Consider the following 20034-nt stretch of genomic DNA (forward strand, 5'->3'; position numbering starts at 1 on the left):
GTTCTAATAGCATTTCGACTGCGCTCAATGTGACACTTTTCAATTTTTGTCATGTACAAAAAAAGAATAGATATATTTAAAATAGCAATCATAAAACATTTAAAATGAAAATATTAAATTATTCTATCATCACTATAATTTTAGTTGTGTTTATAGGTTGTGGTCAAGCGAAATATAAGAAGCGAGACATTACCAAAGAGGTGATGGAAGAGATTTATAATGAAATAAAAACACCATACAAATATGGGTTAATCATGGTTCCTACCGATAATTCATATAAAATGGATTGTCCGAGTATCTTTAAAAAAGATGGAAAATGGTTTATGACGTATTTAATTTTTGAAGGTCGCGGTTACGAAACTTGGCTAGCAGAAAGTAATGATTTATTAAACTGGAAACACTTAGGAAAAGTAATGTCGTTTTCAAAAGATACTACCGAGTGGGACGTAAATCAAAAAGCAGGATATATTGCCTTACAAGATCCAACTTGGGGTGGTTCTTATGAATGGAAAACATACGATGATAAATACTGGATGAGTTATTTTGGTGGAAATACCACAGGTTACGAAGCGGGAATTTTATCTATGGGAATGGCTTACACAGATAAGTCACCAACCACGCCACACGAATTTAAAAGATTACCAAATCCAGTTTTAAAGCCTACAGATTCAACAGCAAAATGGTGGGATAATAGCACGATGTATAAAAGTTCGGTGATTAGAGATATTCAGAAAGAAACAGGTCATGAGTTTATAATGTACTATAATGCTCGTGGTGATAGTATCAATCCTGCCAAAGGCGCAGAACGTATTGCCATGGCAGTTTCCAACGATATGAAAGATTGGAAACGTTATGGAGATGCACCGTTAATTAACCATCATAAAGGTATTTCAGGGGATGCGTTTATTCAGCGTATTAATGATACTTGGGTGATGTTTTATTTTGGAGCATTTTGGACGGGTTGGGATCAAGGTGCCTTTAACCGATTTGCGGTTTCTAACGATTTAATGCATTGGAAAGATTGGGAAGGCGAAGATTTAATAAAGTCTTCGGAAGATTACGACGATTTATTTGCGCACAAATCTTTCGTAGTAAAACATGATGGCGTTGTATATCATTATTACTGCGCCGTAAATAAAGCAGGACAACGTGGAATTGCATTAGCAACATCTAAAGATATCGGGAAAAGTGATCTACATTTTGTAAAACTAGAAGATGATCAAAAATAACATCATATTATGTATTGCCTTAAGTATCGCATGCTTAACAAGTGCCCAGACAGTAACGGGTGAGCCTGCTGGAATTCCAGAGTCGCCTAAAAAGTACAGTTATGCACCTTGGGAAGATCCTTTGGTAACAAGCATAAACCGCCAAGCTGCAAGAGCAACTGCATATTCATATAAAACAGTAGAAGATGCGCTGGAAGGCAATCGTGAAAAAAGCCGATTTTTATTATTAAATGGGGATTGGCATTTTAAATACTCGGTAAATCTTGATGAAGCACCTAAAGATTTTTATAAAAACGAAGTTGAAAACTGGGATAAAATTGAAGTGCCTTCGAACTGGGAATTAAAAGGCTATGATATCCCTATTTACAAAAGTGCTGTATATCCTTTCAGACCAATTAATCCTCCATTTGTACCGAAAGATACTAATGGAATAGGATCGTATCAGCATAAGTTTAAAGTACCTAACGAATGGAAAAAAGATATGACGGTGACACTTCATTTTGGAGGTGTTAGTTCAGCGTTTCAAGTGTGGTTAAATGGAACTTTTTTAGGTTATGGAGAAGACAGTTGTTTGCCATCAGAATTTAATATTTCGCCATATTTAAAAGAAGGAGACAATGTATTGTCTGTTCAAGTGATGCGTTATAGCGATGGTGTTTATTTAGAAGATCAAGATCACTGGCGCATGAGTGGTATTCAACGTGAAGTATTCATCATGGCTGAACCAAAATTGCGAATTCAAGATTTCTTTTATCAGGCTAAGTTGGATAAAAATTATGAAGATGCGATGTTTCAGTTGCGACCAAAATTAGAAAATCTAACAGGAGATACGATAAGAAATGCATCGTTTGAATTTCAATTATACAATGCTAAAAATGAAGCCTTATTCGAAAAACCGATTGATACTTTGGCTAAGAGTATTATTAACGAAAGCTATCCGCGATTAGATAATGTGCGTTTTGGATTTTTTGAAAAAATGATTAAAAATCCATTAAAATGGAGTTCAGAAGAACCGAATTTGTACACGTTGGTACTAACTTTAAAAGACGAAAACGGCAATATTTCCGAAGTAAAATCTTGTAAGGTTGGTTTCCGTTCTATCGAGTTTTCAAAAGATAATGGTAAATTATTAATCAATGGAAAAGAAACTTATATCTATGGAGTTAATCGTCATGATCATCATCCGGTTAGAGGAAAAGCATTAACTAGAAAAGATATTGAAGATGATGTAAAAACCATCAAAAAATTCAATTTTAATACCATTCGTACCAGTCATTATCCAAACGATCCGTATTTCTACCAATTATGCAATCAATATGGCATTATGGTTATGGATGAAGCCAATTTAGAAACTCATGGAATCGGTGGTAAATTAAGTAATGATTCTAAATGGACGCATGCCTATGTGGAACGCATGAGCCGAATGGTGGAACGCGATAAAAACCACCCAAGTATTATTATGTGGAGTTTAGGGAACGAAGCAGGTAAAGGCCCAAACCATGCAGTTATGGCGGCTTGGGCTCACGATTTTGATATCACGAGACCCATTCATTATGAACCAGCTCAGGGCGACCCAAGATTAGATGGTTATATCGATAACCGCGATGAAAGATATCCATCTACTGGAGACCACTCTCATCGCTTTGAAAACCCAAAAGATGAGCCGTATGTAGATATGGTTAGCCGTTTTTATCCAGGCGTTTATACACCACAATTTTTGGTGGATAATAAAGCCGATACACGACCGATTTTGTTTGTGGAATATTCACATTCCATGGGGAATTCTACAGGGAATTTAAAAGAACTTTGGGACGAATTTAGAAGATTGCCTAGAATAATTGGTGGGTGTATTTGGGATTTTAAAGATCAGGGTTTATTAAAAGTTAATGAAAAAACAGGAGAAGAATTTTATGCTTATGGAGGTGATTTTGGAGAAAAACTACACGATGGAAATTTCTGTATAAATGGTATTGTTGCTTCAGATGGAAGACCAAAAGCAGCCATGTATGAAAATAAATGGGTATATCAACCTGTAACTTGCAGTTTGCAAGGAAACCTACTGACTATTAAAAACAGACAAGCCACAAAATCGTTAATCGATTTTATTCCTGTTTTAAAAATGACATTAAATGGTAAGGCTTTTAAAGAAATAAATTTAAAACCTTTGGATTTAAAGGCAGGAGAAACAATGGCTTTAGACTTGGATAATTATCTGCCAAAATTTAAAACAAATTCGAATGTTCTTGTTGGTATTCAATTTCAGCTTTCTCAAGATAAGCCTTGGGCTAAGAAAGGGTTTGTAGTTGCTCAAGATCAATTTTTAGTTTCAAAAAAGAGACACAATCCAAATTTGTTTACTGATTATAAAATAGTTGCCTCAGTTTCTGAAAATGATGACATTATTGAAGTTTTTGGTGAAGATTTTAAATTAAAATTTAGTAAAGAAAATGGTGCATTAAGTTCGTATGTCTTTAAAGGTGAAGAGCAAGTATTCGCACCTTTATTACCAAACTTTACGCGTCCGTTAACCGATAACGATCGCAAAGGTTGGAAGCCTCATAAAGTATTGAAAGCTTGGTATGAAAATAAACCAAAATTAACTTCTGTGAATACAGAGAAATTAGAAAATAATGTGCTAGTCGTTTCTAACTACGAAGTTATTAAAGACAGCGCAAGCGTTTCAGTTACTTATATTATAAAACCTGACGGTCTTATTAAAGTAGAGTATCAATTAAAAGCTTCGGAAGCACTACCTAATATTCCAAAAGTTGGCATGCAAATGGGCATTAAAAATGAATTCAAACAAATTTCTTGGTATGGAAAAGGCGAGTTAGAAAACTACATCGATCGTAATCACGGATTTCCTGTTGAACGTTACTCGCTTCCTCTAGAAAAATTTACAGAACCTTACGTAATGCCACAAGAAAACGGCAACAGAACGGAGGTGAGATGGATGGCATTTACAGAACAAAATAAGAATGAAGGTCTTTTGGTAGTTAATCATGAACAGCTTTTAAGCATGTCTGTTTGGCCATATACACAAGAAAATTTAAACGAAGCAAAACATACTTACGATTTAGTAAATCCAGGCTATTTAACAGTCAATATTGATTTAAAACAAATGGGTGTTGGGGGTAACGACAGTTGGTCACCCGTAAGTGCGCCATTAGAAAAATATCAAATTCCCTCAAAAAATTACGAATACAGTTTTTATATCCTTCCGTTTCGTTCCGCGAAAGCGAGTTTAGAAAAAAATCTTAAAAAATTCCAATACTAGATGACGCCGAAAATAAAACACATATTGCTATTATTCGGTTTGATGATTTTATTTTCATGTAATGAAAAAGAAGAGAAACGCGTAACGTATTTTGAGCCAACCGAAGATTCTGCTAAACCTTGGGTGTATTGGTATTGGATGAAAAGTGCCTATTCTAAATCGGGAATTACAGCCGATTTAGAAGCTATGAAAAGTGCAGGAATTAGAGGTGCTTATTTAATGACTATTAAAGGGCCTGACGAAAACCCCTTAATCGATCCGCCAGTTTTACAATTGAGTAAGGAGTTTTGGGATATGGTGCATTGGGCATTAACTGAAGCCGATAGATTAGGTTTGAAAATAGCTTTTCATGCAGCCGATGGTTTTGCTGTTGCAGGCGGACCATGGATTACGCCCGAAATGTCTATGCAAAAAGTAGTTTGGGCCGATACTATTGTTTCAGAAAATGAAACACATCATTTAAAATTACCTATTCCAAATCATTATCAAGATTACTATAAAGATATTGCGACATTTGCATTACCTGTTAAAGAGGTTTTTAAAACTTCAATTAATATACAGCCAAAAATAACATCTACTTTACCAGATTTTGATGCCTCTTTTTTAGCTGATGATTCAACAGAAAAAACACAATTAAGATTATACGAAAAGGGTTGGATTCAATATGAATTTGAAAAACCATTTAGCTGTAAATCTATTCAAATAGAAACAAAAGGCAATAATTATCAAGCGCATCGATTAGGTATAGAGGTAAGCAATGATGGAGAGAATTTTAAAAGTTTAGGCAGACTGGAAGCACCACGTCACGGTTGGCAAGATACCGATGTTTTTTACACGCACAGTATTGTACCAACAACAGCAAAATATTTTCGATTTGTTTACAATCCAGAAGGAACAGAGCCTGGAGCAGAAGATTTGGATGCAGCAAAATGGAAGCAGGCTTTAAAAGTGACAAAAATTATCCTTTCAAACGAAGCTTTAATTGATAATTACCAAGGGAAATCGGGTGCTGTTTGGCGTATTAGTCCACAATCAACGAACGCACAAATTAAAAATCAAGATTGTATTGATCCTTCTAAAATGATTAATATTTCTGAGTTTGTTAATACAGATGGTGTTTTAAATTGGAAAGCATCAAAAGGGAATTGGCGTATTTTAAGAATGGGTCATACATCAACAGGACATGAAAATGCCACAGGAGGAGCAGGCAAAGGGTTGGAAGTAGACAAATTTAATCCCGAAGCTATTCGTTTTCAATTAGACCATTGGTTTGGTAAAATGTTAAGAATCGCTGGTCCGGAATTAGCTTCGCGCGTGGTTGAAATTTTACATCTCGATAGTTGGGAATGTGGAAGCCAAAACTGGTCGCCTGTTTTTAGGGATGAATTTAAAAAACGAAGAGGTTATGATTTAGTAGATTACTTGCCCGTTATGGCAGGTATTCCAGTAGAAAGTGTTGAAACAAGTGAGCAAGTTTTATACGATATTAGAAAAACCATTTCAGAATTAATTACAGATAATTTCTTTGGCACTTTAGCAGAAGAAGCTGAAAAATCAGGCGTAAAATTCAGTTCAGAAAATGTAGCACCGACCATGGTTAGTGATAATTTATTGCATTTTAAAACAGTGGATTACCCAGGTGGCGAATTTTGGTTAAAAAGTCCAACACACGATAAACCCAACGATATGTTAGATGCCATTTCTGGCGGACATATTTATAATAAAGATATTATTCAAGCAGAAGCATTTACAGAACTTCGAATGGATTGGGACGAACATCCAGGGAATTTAAAAACCTTGGCTGATAGAAATTATGCGTTAGGAATAAACCGTTTTTTTTATCATGTTTTTGTGCATAATCCGTGGGCAGATAGAAAACCAGGGATGACTTTAGATGGTATTGGTACATTTTTTCAGCGTGACCAAACATGGTGGGAACCCGGAAAAGCCTTTTTCGATTATTGCCAACGTGTTCAATTTCAATTACAAAAAGGGAAACCTGTTGTTGATTTGGCTGTTTTTACAGGAGAAGAAATTCCATCACGTTCTGTTTTGCCAGATAGATTAGTGCCATTAATGCCGAATGTTTTTGGAGATGAGCGTGTAGCTTCTGAAGTTATTCGATTAAAAAATGACGAGCAACCAACGGCAAAAATGCCAAAGGAAGTGACTTATTCTAAAAACACGACTGATTTATCGCAATGGGTAAACGCATTAAATGGTTATAAATACGATTCCTTTAATACTGATGTTTTACTAAATAATGCAACGGTAAAAGATGGTAAGGTGATTTTTAGTAACGGGATTGCATATGGCGCTTTGTTTTTTCCTGGAAAGACAAAAATGAATCCCAATAACAACATGTCTTTAGCTGTTGCTGATAAAATTCTTAATTTAGTAAAAGCTGGTGCGACGGTGTTTTTAGGAGAAAAGCCAAATGATATTCCTGGTGTGTATTCAAGTGAAGATAAAGTGAAATGGCAAAAAGTTATTGATGAGATTTGGAGTTTAAACGAAAAAAAATTGCCTTATTTAGGATCTGATTTTTCAGAAATTGGTATTAATCAAGATGTTAAGTTCTTGAATTTAAACAGAAATCAAGTAGGGAACATAGCTTGGACACATCGCGAAGCAGCTAATGAGTCTATTTATTTTTTATCCAATCAAAAATCAGAAACTCAAAATTTAGATGTATCCTTCCGTGTAGAAGGAAAACGGCCGATATTATTCAATCCAGTAACAAATACTTATAAAGACTTATCTATTTGGAAGATTGATAATGGGCGCACTGTAATTCCGTTAAGATTGGAAGCAAATGCTTCTTATTTCGTTATATTTAAGGAAGCTACAAGTGAAAAAGCTTCAGAAGGAGTTCAAAATTGGTCAAATTTTGAAATTATTGAAACCTTAAATGAAGATTGGGAGCTTCAGTTTGATGTGGATTTTAACGGTCCTTCTAAACCTATTCAGGTTAATAAATTATTCGATTGGAGTATGTCTGAGAACGACAGCATAAAATATTATTCTGGAACAGTAAGCTACACGAAAATCTTTGAATGGAAAGCAGATACAACTAAAGATTTATGGTTACAAATGGATGAGGTTAATAATCTTGCAAGCATTCAATTAAACGGAAAGGCATGTGGCGTAGTATGGACCTATCCGTTTAGAATAAATATATCTGATGCTATTAGAAAAGGAGACAATATTTTGGAAATTAAAGTAACTAATACATGGGCAAACCGGTTAATTGGTGACCAGAAATTGCCAGAAAAACAACGTTTAACATGGACGACAGCGCCTTTTAGATTAACAGACGAACCATTGTTGAAAGCAGGTTTGTTAGGTGCGGTAACTATTATAAAAGAGAATAATTAAAAAAATGAAAAAAGGAATTATTACAGCAGTATTATGTTTCATTGGAATTTTCTATATGAATGCGGACATAAAATTACCAGCATTATTTACCGATAATATGATGCTCCAGCAAAATATGGAAGCTCCAATTTGGGGTTGGGGAAATAAAAATGAAATGTTGCAAATTTCAACTTCATGGAATTCTAAAACATACGATGTAAAGGTTGATAAAGCTGGAAAGTGGCGAACTAAAATTAATACACCTAATGCTGGTGGAACATATAAAATTACGATTAAACAAGGTTTAGACGTCAAAACGATAAATAATGTGTTAATTGGAGAGGTTTGGTTATGTTCTGGACAATCTAATATGGAAATGCCGTTAAAAGGATTTATGGGGCAACCTGTAAAAGGAGGCCATGAAGCGGTTGTGCATTCTACTAATAATCAAATTCGATTTATTAGTGTTCCTAGGTCAACAGTTTTAGAGTCAAAAGACGATTTTGAAGGAAACTGGAAAGTTGCATCTCCAAGAACTACTGGTGATTTTAGTGCTACAGCATGGTATTTTGGATCGTTAATTCAAGAGGTTTTACAAATTCCTGTTGGATTAATTGAGGTGTCTTATGGAGGTTCGAATGTAGAAGCTTGGATGAGTGAAGAAATGCTTAAAGACTTTAAGGAAATTACTATTCCAACAAAGAAAGAAGATTTTAAAGAAGCACCAAATCGCGAACCAACTACCTTATTTAATGGGATGTTATCGCCAGTAATTGGTTATGGTATTAAAGGTGCTATTTGGTATCAAGGGGAATCGAATCGAGACCGACCATTTCAATATAAGGACTTATTTGAAAAAATGGTTTCTAGTTGGAGAGGGGTATGGAATCAAGGGGAGTTTCCGTTTTATTTTGTACAAATTGCACCGTTTGATTACACACGCTATCATCCTAATGATTATTTAGAAAAATACAATTCAGCATATTTACGGGAAGCACAATTAAAAGCTTCTAAAGAAATTCCGAATTCAGGTATGGCGGTTATTATGGATATTGGAGAAAAGGATAATATCCATCCAGTAGATAAGGAAAAAGGAGGAAGCAGGTTAGCGTATTTAGCATTAGCTAAAACCTATGGTTTTAATGGATTTGAATATGAAAGTCCAGAGTTTAATGCGATGGAAATAAAAGGAAGTAATGTAACCATATCGTTTAATAACGTGCCAAATGGCATCACATCTTATGGTAAGGAAGTTACAGGTTTTGAAATTGCAGGAGAAAACAAAGTGTTTTATCCTGCACAAACTTTTGTTAGAGGTAAATCTGTAGTATTATCTTCTTCAAGAGTTGATAAACCAGTAGCAGTTCGCTATCTCTTCAAAGATTTTACAACAGCTGAATTGTTTAGTGTTGGTGGTTTACCCATATCGTCTTTCAGAACAGATGATTGGTATAAGGATTAAATTTTTATTCAAATTATAAAATGAAGTATCTAGTAGTTTTCATGATTTTTTGTTTTTCACTTTTTTTAGAAGGTCAAACACCTGTACTTGAAGATTATAATCAGGTTTGGACTTCACAAAGTGAAAATGCATCAGAATCCATGCCCCTTGGAGGTGGTGATATTGGATTGAACGTTTGGGTTGAAAATGGAAATTTATATTTTTATGTATCACGTAGCGGTACTTTTGATGAGCATAATACCTTATTAAAATTAGGTCGTGTAAAAGTGGCATTATCGCCAAATCCGTTTCAAGATAATAATAGATTTCATCAAGAATTAAAATTAAAAGACGGGTATATTTTAATCACTCAGAATAATACGGAAATTAAATTATGGGTTGATGTGTATAGTCCTGTAATTCATCTGGATTTAAAAAGTAAATCTCCAATAACTATGAAAGCGTCTTACGAAAGTTGGCGTTATAAAAATAGAGAAGTAAAAGGGAAGGCTAATAATGCAAATTCATATAAATGGGCTCCTCAAGGAGAGATTTTAACATTTAAAGATTCTATTGATTTTGAGAATAATGGAGTGAAGTTTTATCACCAAAACCGAGATCAAACAGTATTTGATGTCGCTGTAAAACAACAAAAAATGGAATCGGTTAAAGGCCAAATGATGAATCCAATAAAACATTTAACTTTTGGAGGCATCATGTTAGGTAAAGGCATGAAACCCTCTGGGATGTATAGTGGGATGTATCAAGATACCGATTTTAAAGGGTTTAGTTTAGAAAGTGTTAAGCCAGCTAAAAAGCATCAGTTAAAACTGTATTTACATACCGATCAAAATGAAAATATTAATATTTGGAATGATGGATTACAAAATTTAGTATCATCATATAAATTAAAAGAAAAGAAAGCAAAAAAAGAAACCTTTACTTGGTGGAATCAATTTTGGGATAGAAGTTTTATTTATACACAAAATAACGATGGTTCTATAAAAGATTCGGTGTATCAAATAGGGCAGAATTATCAGTTATTTCGATATATGTTGGGTTGTAATGCCTATGGAAAGTATCCAACAAAATTTAATGGTGGTTTGTTTACGGTTGATCCTGTTTATACAAATTCAGATTTAAATTTCACACCCGATTTTAGAAATTGGGGTGGTGGTACGATGACACAGCAAAACCAACGGTTGGTTTATTTTCCGATGCTTAAAAGCGGTGATTTTGATATGATGAAATCCCAATTGGACTATTATTTAAGTCTGCAAAAAAATGCAGAGTTGCGCAGTAAAGTCTATTGGAATCATAAAGGAGCTTCATTTACCGAGCAACTCGAGAATTTTGGTTTGCCTAATCCCGCAGAATATGACTGGAAGCGACCAGAAGATTACGATCCTGGTATGCAGCATAATGCTTGGTTAGAATACCAGTGGGATACGGTGTTTGAGTTTTGTAAAATGATGTTGGAACAAAAAGAATATGCTAATTTAAACATTGAAAAATACAATCCGTTTATAATAAGTTGCCTTCGCTTTTTCGACGAGCATTATCAATATTTAGCTAAAAAAAGAGGAAGGAAAACTTTAGACGCAAATGGGCATTTGGTACTGTATCCTGGTTCTGCAGTCGAGACTTATAAAATGGCATATAATGCAAATAGTACGATTTCTGCTTTAAAAGTAATCTCAGAAAAACTATTAAATGTATCATCAAAAGAATTAAGTATTGAAGATATTAATTATGTAAAAGCATTTCAAACCAGAATACCGCCTTTAAATTTTAGAGAAATAGACCATCATAAAGTATTAGCACCTGCAAAATCATGGGAACGAATTAACAATACAGAAGCAGCACAATTATATCCCGTGTTTCCATGGAAGTTATATGGAGTTGGAAAGCCAGATTTAGATGTTGCGCATAACACTTATTTTTTAGATGAAGATGTGTTGAAATTTAGAAGTCATGTGGGTTGGAAACAAGACAATATTTTTGCTGCACATTTGGGCTTAACCAATGAAGCGGCAAAATACACACTTTTAAAAATGACCAATTCAGGAAGACGATTTCCATCCTTTTGCGGGCCAGGTTTCGATTGGGTGCCTGATCATAACTGGGGTGGCTCAGGAATGATTGGTATGCAAGATATGTTGTTGCAAGAAGTAAATGGAAAAATCCTTTTATTCCCTGCATGGCCAAAAGAATGGAATGTACATTTTAAGTTGCATGCTTCTCAAAATACGGTAGTTGAAGTCATGCTTAAAAATGGAAAAGTAGATATAATAGAAGTGGTTCCAGAAGAAAGACGAAAAGATATTCAGAATCTTTTGTTATTCACTTTAGATGAAAAAATAAATTTAAATTAAATGAGAATGATTAAAAAGGTATTGAGTTGTTTATTGCTATCAGCAATTTTAATTTTAAATGTGCAATGTCAAGACATCAAACCTGAAAAACAAATCGTAAAAGTTGATTTTGATTTTTCTGGAAGAAAACTTGAAGAAGTTCATAATCCAACTTATGAATCTTGGGTAATAAACGAACAGAAGGAAGCAGAGAAATCTTTTGATGGCGTTTCTATAAAGTTGAAAGGCGACTTTACGTCAAAGTGGTTTAAACTAGGAATGAGTGCGCCACATTATGCACAATTAGTTAGTGATGGTTTATTTTCTGAAGCACCTTTAGAAATGACAATTATTGGATTGAATCCAGGCAAACATTCTTTGCTTACATTTCAAAATACATTCGATAAAATAGGCGATAAAAAGTATGCGGCTATTCATGTTTATGTGAATGATAAATTAGTTAGAACGGTATCGCAAAGTAATCGTGTATTCGCTAAAATAGCATCTGAAACTGCTTATTTTGAATTTGAAGCTGAAGAAAATAAAGCCGTTGTTATTCGTTTTGAAATCAATGCAAAATCAGATTCAGAAATTCCTCAAATGATTATTAATGGTTTTGAGATTGATACACCAGATTTAAAAAGACAAGCCAATACACCGTTTCCAGAAAATGCCGATGAGCATGTGGTTTTTAGTGATAAATTAGAACTTAATTGGGCATCGCCCAAAGGAACTCGTGCGTATCATCTGTATTTTGGGGAAGATAAAAACAATGTAATTAATGCAGATAAAAATACTTCTGAATTTAAAGGCGAATTAGCCGATAATAAATTTTCTGTTTCAGATTTATATAGCATGAAAACCTATTATTGGAGAGTAGATGCTGTTGATGCTCATGGAAGTATAACTCAAGGAAATGTGTGGTCTTTTAAACCTGCACAATTAGCATTTCCAGATGCCGAAGGTTATGGTCGATTTGCTATTGGCGGTCGCGGAGGAAAAGTCATTGAAGTTACAAATTTAAATGATGATGGTCCAGGTAGTTTACGTGATGCTGTGAATCAAGATATTGGACCACGAACTATTGTATTCAATGTGTCTGGAAATATAGAATTAAAATCAAGATTGGTAGTTAATCAGCCTTATATAACCATAGCTGGTCAAACGGCTCCAGGAGAAGGTATTACTATTAGCAGAGCTCCAGTTGGTATTACAGGAGATGATAATATTGTTCAGTTTTTAAGAGTTCGTATTGGATCAGGAACCACATATGATGGTATGGGACTTACAGGTGCTAATTATAGTATTATAGATCATTGTTCTATTAGTTGGACTATAGATGAATCCTTTAGTTCACGTGGTGCACATAATATTACATTACAGCGCACCCTAATTTCTGAAGCTTTAAATGTTGCAGGTCATGATAAATATGAAGAGGGAAAGATGCATGGCTATGCAGCAACTATTGGTGGTGATATTGGTAGTTTTCATCATAATTTATTAGCACACAATTACGGAAGAAATTGGAGTATGGGTGGCGGATTAAATGGTGATGGTTATTACTCTGGTCGATTAGATATACGAAATAATGTGGTTTATAATTGGGGACATCGTACAACGGACGGAGGAGCAAATGAAGTTAACTTTGTTAATAATTATTATAAACCTGGAGCTTCTACCGATATTTTCTTTGCATTAACTGCAGATCATGAAGGTGTTGGAAAAGGAAGTCAGCGTTATTTTTTTGAAGGTAATGTGATGTCTGGGCATTTTAATGAAACTAATCAAGAATTAGGAAGACGGTCTAAAATTAAAAACAATGAAATAGTAGATTATGAGACTTTTGTAGAGGATCCGTTTTTTGAATCATATGTTAACACACAGTCTGCAAGGGCAGCTTATAAGAATGTGTTGTCTGATGTTGGAGCAAATCAACCCATTATAGATGCACATGATAAACGAATTATTGAAGAAACAATAGCTGGAACTTATAGTTTTAAAGGCAGTAAAAGCGGATTGGCTGGCATGATAGATACCGTTGAAGATGCTGGAGGTTGGCCAGAATTCTCAAGAGAGACAAGACCTGAAAATTGGGATACGGACCATGACGGGTTGCCAAATTGGTGGGAAGATGTGCATGGTTTAAATTTAGAATCACCATCAAATGATTTTTCTGATTCAAATTCTGATTTAGATAATAATGGATATACGCAATTAGAAGAATATTTGAATTGGATGGCGCAACCACATTATTTTATTACATTAGATGAGCTGTTAGAAATTTCGATAGCTGATTATTTTAAGGGTTATGAGAAAAGTCCGGTTTACAGCTTATCTAATGTAAAAAATGGAAATGTTTTATTAAAAAATAAAACAATTCAATTTAAAGCAATTCAAAAAGGATTAGCGTCTTTTAGAATAACAGTTAAGGATGCCGATGGGGATTCTATGAGTCGAATTATTAATTTATTTGTTAAGTAAACACATGATGAAAAGTAAAATTATGTTAATCTATCTGCTTAGTTTAAGTGTGTTAGTTTATTCTCAAGGAAAAGGCTTAGTCGCAAATGGTAATAGTCCGCATACAAAATTACAAAGTATCAATTTACAGGATGTAAAATGGACTAGTGGTTTTTGGAAAGAACAGTTTGATGTTGAAACCCAAAACACATTGCCTTATATGTGGGATTTATATCATAATGACAGCATTTCACATGCTTATGCAAATTTTGAAATAGCAGCTGGTTTAATGAAAGGAAAGCATGCAGGGCCTTCTTTTCATGATGGTGATTTTTACAAAATCTTAGAAGGAATGGCTTCGGCTTATGCCATTACTAAAAATCCAGAGTTAGATATACAAATGGATGAGGCTATTGCTATGTTTAGTAAAGTACAAAGAGCCGATGGTTATATAAATACACCTGTTTTAATAGAAGAACGTTGGGGCACTTTAGGTCCTGAAGAGCTGAAAAAGCAATTAGGCTTTGAAAAGTATAATATGGGACATTTAATGACGTCTGCATGTGTGCATTACAGAGTAACTGGAAAAACAAACTTTTTAGATGTTGCAAAGGGTGTTGCAGAATTTTTATATGATTTTTATAAAAAAGCATCACCAGAACTCGCTAGAAATGCTATTTGTCCGTCACATTATATGGGTATTATAGAAATGTATCGCACAGTAAAAGATCCAAGATATTTAGAATTAGCTAATAATTTAATTGATATTAGGGGAACCACGAATGATGGTACAGACGATAACCAAGATAGAATTCCGTTTAGAGACCAAACAAATGCAATGGGACATGCCGTAAGAGCTAATTATTTATATGCTGGTATTGCCGATTTATATGCCGAAACAGGGGAAGATAAACTATTAGAAAACCTGAAGTCTATTTGGGATGACGTCGTTTATAGAAAAATGTATATTACAGGTGGTTGTGGAGCACTATACGATGGTGTTTCGCCAGACGGAACATCTTATGATCCTACCGAAGTACAAAAAATACATCAAGCATATGGTAGACCATTTCAATTGCCAAATGCCACGGCACACACAGAAACCTGTGCTAACATTGGTAATGTATTGTGGAATTGGAGAATGTTACAACTTACAGGAGACGCAAAATATACCGATGTTATGGAATTAGCGCTTTATAATAGTGTACTATCTGGTGTAAGTCTTGATGGTACAGCGTTTTGTTATAACAACCCTTTAAATGTGTCAGATAAATTACCTTTTAAACAACGTTGGGGTAGTGAACGGGAAGGCTATATAGCATGGTCAAACTGTTGTGCACCTAATGTAACACGAACTTTAGCTCAGGTTAATAATTATGCCTATAATATTTCAAAAGACGGATTGTATGTTAATTTATATGGAAGTAATCATTTAGTTACTAAAAGTTTAGAAGGCGATAAGATTGAATTAGAACAAATAACAAATTATCCATGGAATGGTAAAATAGTCTTAAAAGTATTAAAAGCACCAAAAAAGGATTTTTCTATATTTTTAAGAATTCCAGGGTGGAGTAAAGAATCAACTATAACTGTAAATAGTAAAATGCTTGATTTAGAAATTGTTTCAGGTAGCTATACAAGAATTACAAAAAAATGGAAAAAAGGAGATGTTATAGAGCTTAATATACCAATGCCAGTAGAGCTAATGCAAGGAAATCCTTTAGTAGAAGAAATAAAAAATCAAGTAGCAGTAAAAAGAGGACCTATTGTTTATTGTTTAGAATCTGATGATATTTCAAAAAAAGCAGAAATTAATAATATTGTGTTAGATATTAATTCAGAATTCACTACGAATAAAATTAATATCGCTAATAGAGAGGTTCTAGCTATAAAGGGAAGTGCTTTTGTTGAAAAAGGAAATTGGGATAAAGTATTATACAAACCAATATCTAAAGATAAAGAAACAATTGACATAAATTTAGTACCTTATTACTCATGGGGAAATCGTTCAAAAGGAGAGATGACTGTGTGGATGTCGTATTGATTGTTCTTTAATAGAAAAAGAATTCCATTAGGGGGCTGCTTTGGGGTTTCCTATGAAATTGTAATTCCCGTGAAATCGATAGGTTTATGAATACATTATTATAACATTTAAATAATGAATAAAACGGGAATCTAAATACATGATTTTTATTTCAAATAGTTTTAGAGCAAAAAGGAACTAGCAAACACCTCTATGGCTCTGCATCAAGGATAGTTTGTTTTAAGAAGTTTATTGTAACTAAAAAAAATTATTCTCTTATTAAAGATAGTATTAAGTGTTGGATGCAAATTTATAAAATTGACCACCGTACAAAAATAGCACAGAATTATTGTTAATATCTCAATATTAGCAGAATACAATGATTGTTATATAATAATCGTTCATGTTTTTGCGTAAACACATAAAAAACAAACAAGAGTTGTTTATAAAATTGGTCGTTGTCCAAAAATAGCATTGAATTATTATTAAAATATCAAAATTAGCAGAATTATTGGTAGTGTGCTTTATCCAGTAATATAATTAAAACTTAAACTAAATATATTAATTAAACTAAACAAACAAGTATGAAAAAAACAATTACTAAAGCTTGTGTTTTATTACTTTTCAGTCTGTTATGTCTGTCAAGTTTTGCGCAAAATACGAGTGGCAAAAAGAACGTCACTGGTACAGTGGTCGATGTTTCAGGCGTACCAATGCCTGGTGTTAATGTTCTTGAAAAGAGAGCCAATAATGGAGCAGTTACAGATTTTGACGGAAAGTATAGTGTTTCTGTGAATTCTGATTCAACTTTAATATTCTCTTTTGTAGGTATGGAAACTCAAGAAGTTGTAGTTAATAATCAAAGTGTTATTAATATTATTTTACATGAGGATATTGAATCTTTAGGAGAGGTTGTTGTAGTAGGTTATGGTACTCAAAAGAGAGAAGCCGTTACAGGGGCTATTTCTACTATTAATCCAGCAGAAGTAGAAGATTTGCCTGTAGGGAACTTAGGAACGGCTCTTGCAGGTCGTGTTTTAGGTGTTTCAGTTAGTGGTGGTCAATCCAGACCTGGTGAAGGAGCTAGTTTAACTATTCGTCAGCCTTTTGGTAATGTAGCAGGTCAGATTACAGCCAAGGATGGTGGTAATACACAACCATTATATGTTATTGATGGTGTTGTACAAATTGATCCTTTTACAGGAACAAACGATAATTCGTTATTTAATAGTTTAGATGCTTCACAGGTAGAGAGTATTTCTTTTTTAAGAGATGGTTCGGCGGCTGTTTATGGGTCTAGAGCATCACAAGGGGTGGTTTTAGTTGTTACAAAAAAAGGAAAAAAAGGGCCTGCTAGGTTTAGTTATAGTGGCAATTTTTCTGTATCAGATGCAACCTATCATTCTAAAATGATGAATGCTAGCCAGTATGGTCAAGCGTTTAATATTATGAATGGTGCATACGGTAATGAAAGAAATGAAACTAATAATGATTACTTTTTTTCTTCTGAGGCCTTAGATCATTTTAAAACTCTTGATTATAATTTTTTAGAAGATGCATGGTCAACAGCGTCATCAAAAAGGCATAATGTTAGCCTAAGTGGAGGTACGGATGATGCTACTTATTATGCAGGAATTTCATATTTTGAACAAGATACTAACTTAGCCATTTTAGATTATGATAAATGGTCTTTTCGTGCAGGGAGTACTTTTAAGATAGCTTCAGGGTTATCTGCCGATTTTCAGGTTGCAGGACTTTTTGAAGAAAGAAGAAAGACGTTTAATAAGTTTGGTTCAGAATCTGAAGATGATTATATTCAATTACAATATAGAACCCCGTTTTTACCATATTATATTGATGGTTTACCAACTAAAATGCGAAATGCGAGTGGTTCAAATCAATTGGAGTATAACTATGCAGAAATGTTAAGACTTGGGAATTTAAATGTTAACAAAGGAAATAATGTAACTATAAATGCAAAGCTTAAATATGATTTCCCGTTTGTTGAAGGCTTAAGCACTCAATTAAGTTATGCAAGAACTGAAAGTAAAAATAGAGCAAAGCAAGTAGGTTACGGATATACATTGACTGAATTTAATGGAGCTGGAGATGATGAAGAAAGTTATATTTATTATGAATCAGGTTCTGGTCCTCTTGGAGATAATACAATTAGAAAAACAAAAACGACTAGTAGAGGACGTAGAGTTTTAATAGATAATGATACAAGATGGAGAGAGCAGTTAAATTTTCAATTAAATTATGCTAGAGATTTTGGTAAACATTCTTTGTCTGGTCTTTTTGCTATAGAAAAAAGCGAATCATCATTTGATCAAGATAGGCTTGTTTTTGAAGGAAATATTCCAGAATGGGCAACAGGTCAAGATTGGGAAATCGGTAATCGTGATGCTGGTAATAGTGGAACTAGTTCTAGTGAGGCAGGAGATTTAGGTTATATAGCTAGATTGTCTTATGGTTTTGATAATAAGTATTTTGTAGATGTTTTATATAGATCAGATGCTTCAACAAAATTTGCGCCAGAAAATTATTGGGGTAATTTTTATAACGTTTCTGCTGGATGGATTGTGTCTAAAGAGAATTTTTGGAGTTCAAAGACAGTTGATTATTTAAAAATTAGAGCCTCAGCTGGTAAGGTAGGTAATGATAATATAAAGTCATGGTTATGGAGACAAGGTTATAGTTATCAAGCTTCTAGTAGTAATAAAGGACCTGCTTTTGGCGGTAACGATAATAGAACCGACTGGTGGAAACCTAGTGCAATAGCTAATTACGATGCACATTGGGGGTCTGAGTTTAAAACTAATTTTGGTGTAGAAACAAGACTTTTAGATAATAGAATGTCAATAAATATTGAACAGTATTATAATATGGGTACAGATCTTCTTGCCCCGACTAGTAATACTTCTTTTTTCACAATTGGAGGAACACCACCTACTGTGAATTATGCTGAAGCAGATACTTATGGTACTGAAATTTCTATAGGTTGGAAAGATGTTATTGGAAAAGATTTTAATTATGGAATAACACTTCTTACTGGATGGAGTGATAATAAAATTATTAAAGGTGATTTTAATCCAGAAAGTGTTAAACCTTGGGATATTCAAGAAGGGAAATCTACAAATATAGGAACTTGGGGTTATGATAATCTAGGAATGTTTAAAACCTATGAAGAAATTGATAACTATGTTTCAGAAACGGGTGTTACCGATATTTTCGGATATGTTTATGATGCAGATCCAACTCAATCAGATCTTAAACCAGGCATGTTATATTATAGAGATGTTAGAGGTGAATGGGATCCAGAAACAAAAACTTTTGCAGAAGCTGATGGTGTAATAACAGAAGATGATCAAGTTCAATTAAAAAAACCAGCAAAATGGGTTCCTACTGGGTTTTCATCTATCATCAATTTGTCATATAAAAACTTTAATTTAAATACCGTTGTAGGTGTAAGTTGGGGAGGATATAGAACAGTTAATGGTACAGCAACCAAATACATGAATAGAGATCGAATTTATCAGAATTGGGAAAATAGACCTGAATTTTGGAGCAATATGTATGATCTTAATTTAAACCCTAACGGAACGATACCGAATTTAGCAAAAAATAATGGAAATATTAATAATAGAACTTCTGATTTTTGGGCGGTAAATAATTTTGCAATGAATATTAGAAATGTAAATTTAAACTATTCATTTTCAAAGAAAATATTAGATAAGCTTAAGATTAATAGCTTAAGGTTAAATGTGGTAGCAATAAATCCATTTATTATTGTAAATCCTTATAAAGATTGGGGACTAGGTCCTGATGGAAATTTTAACGAATTTCCTGTTCTTAAAACCTATTCTTTAGGGCTTAATGTTGGATTTTAATTT

Annotated in this window: 8 protein-coding genes; all 8 read left to right on the plus strand. The window is 33.8% G+C overall.

The features are described 5' to 3' along the window. Positions 1 to 104 precede the first annotated feature (104 nt). The 8 genes from RHP49_11115 (at position 105) to RHP49_11150 (ending at position 20031) form a co-directional block, all read left to right on the plus strand. Complete coding sequence (locus RHP49_11115; protein WNH11453.1) at positions 105 to 1229, plus strand: glycosylase; 1125 nt, start codon at positions 105 to 107, stop codon at positions 1227 to 1229. After that, positions 1216 to 4506, plus strand: a complete 3291-nt coding sequence (locus tag RHP49_11120; GenBank protein ID WNH11454.1) for a glycoside hydrolase family 2 TIM barrel-domain containing protein — start codon at positions 1216 to 1218, stop codon at positions 4504 to 4506. The genes RHP49_11115 and RHP49_11120 overlap by 14 nt, the downstream gene beginning before the upstream one ends. A gap of 42 nt (positions 4507 to 4548) precedes the next feature. Next, positions 4549 to 7884 carry a glycosyl hydrolase gene (locus RHP49_11125; protein ID WNH11455.1) on the plus strand — a complete coding sequence of 1112 codons (3336 nt, stop codon included), beginning with the start codon at positions 4549 to 4551 and terminating at the stop codon, positions 7882 to 7884. Between the two features lie 4 nt (positions 7885 to 7888). Next, positions 7889 to 9325: a sialate O-acetylesterase gene (locus RHP49_11130; protein ID WNH11456.1), complete on the plus strand. Its 1437-nt coding sequence runs from the start codon at positions 7889 to 7891 to the stop codon at positions 9323 to 9325. Positions 9326 to 9345: 20 nt separating this feature from the next. Next, positions 9346 to 11679 carry a DUF5703 domain-containing protein gene (locus RHP49_11135; protein ID WNH11457.1) on the plus strand — a complete coding sequence of 778 codons (2334 nt, stop codon included), beginning with the start codon at positions 9346 to 9348 and terminating at the stop codon, positions 11677 to 11679. Between the two features lie 6 nt (positions 11680 to 11685). Then, positions 11686 to 14139, plus strand: coding sequence for a T9SS C-terminal target domain-containing protein (locus RHP49_11140; protein ID WNH11458.1), 2454 nt, complete (start codon positions 11686 to 11688; stop codon positions 14137 to 14139). Positions 14140 to 14143: 4 nt separating this feature from the next. Further along, positions 14144 to 16162 carry a glycoside hydrolase family 127 protein gene (locus tag RHP49_11145; protein ID WNH11459.1) on the plus strand — a complete coding sequence of 673 codons (2019 nt, stop codon included), beginning with the start codon at positions 14144 to 14146 and terminating at the stop codon, positions 16160 to 16162. A gap of 563 nt (positions 16163 to 16725) precedes the next feature. Next, a complete protein-coding gene (locus tag RHP49_11150) occupies positions 16726 to 20031 on the plus strand; it encodes a SusC/RagA family TonB-linked outer membrane protein (GenBank protein ID WNH11460.1) in 3306 nt (1101 codons plus the stop codon). Positions 20032 to 20034 lie beyond the last annotated feature (3 nt).

Source organism: Flavobacteriaceae bacterium HL-DH10, assembly GCA_031826515.1.
GTDB lineage: Bacteria > Bacteroidota > Bacteroidia > Flavobacteriales > Flavobacteriaceae > Thalassobellus > Thalassobellus suaedae.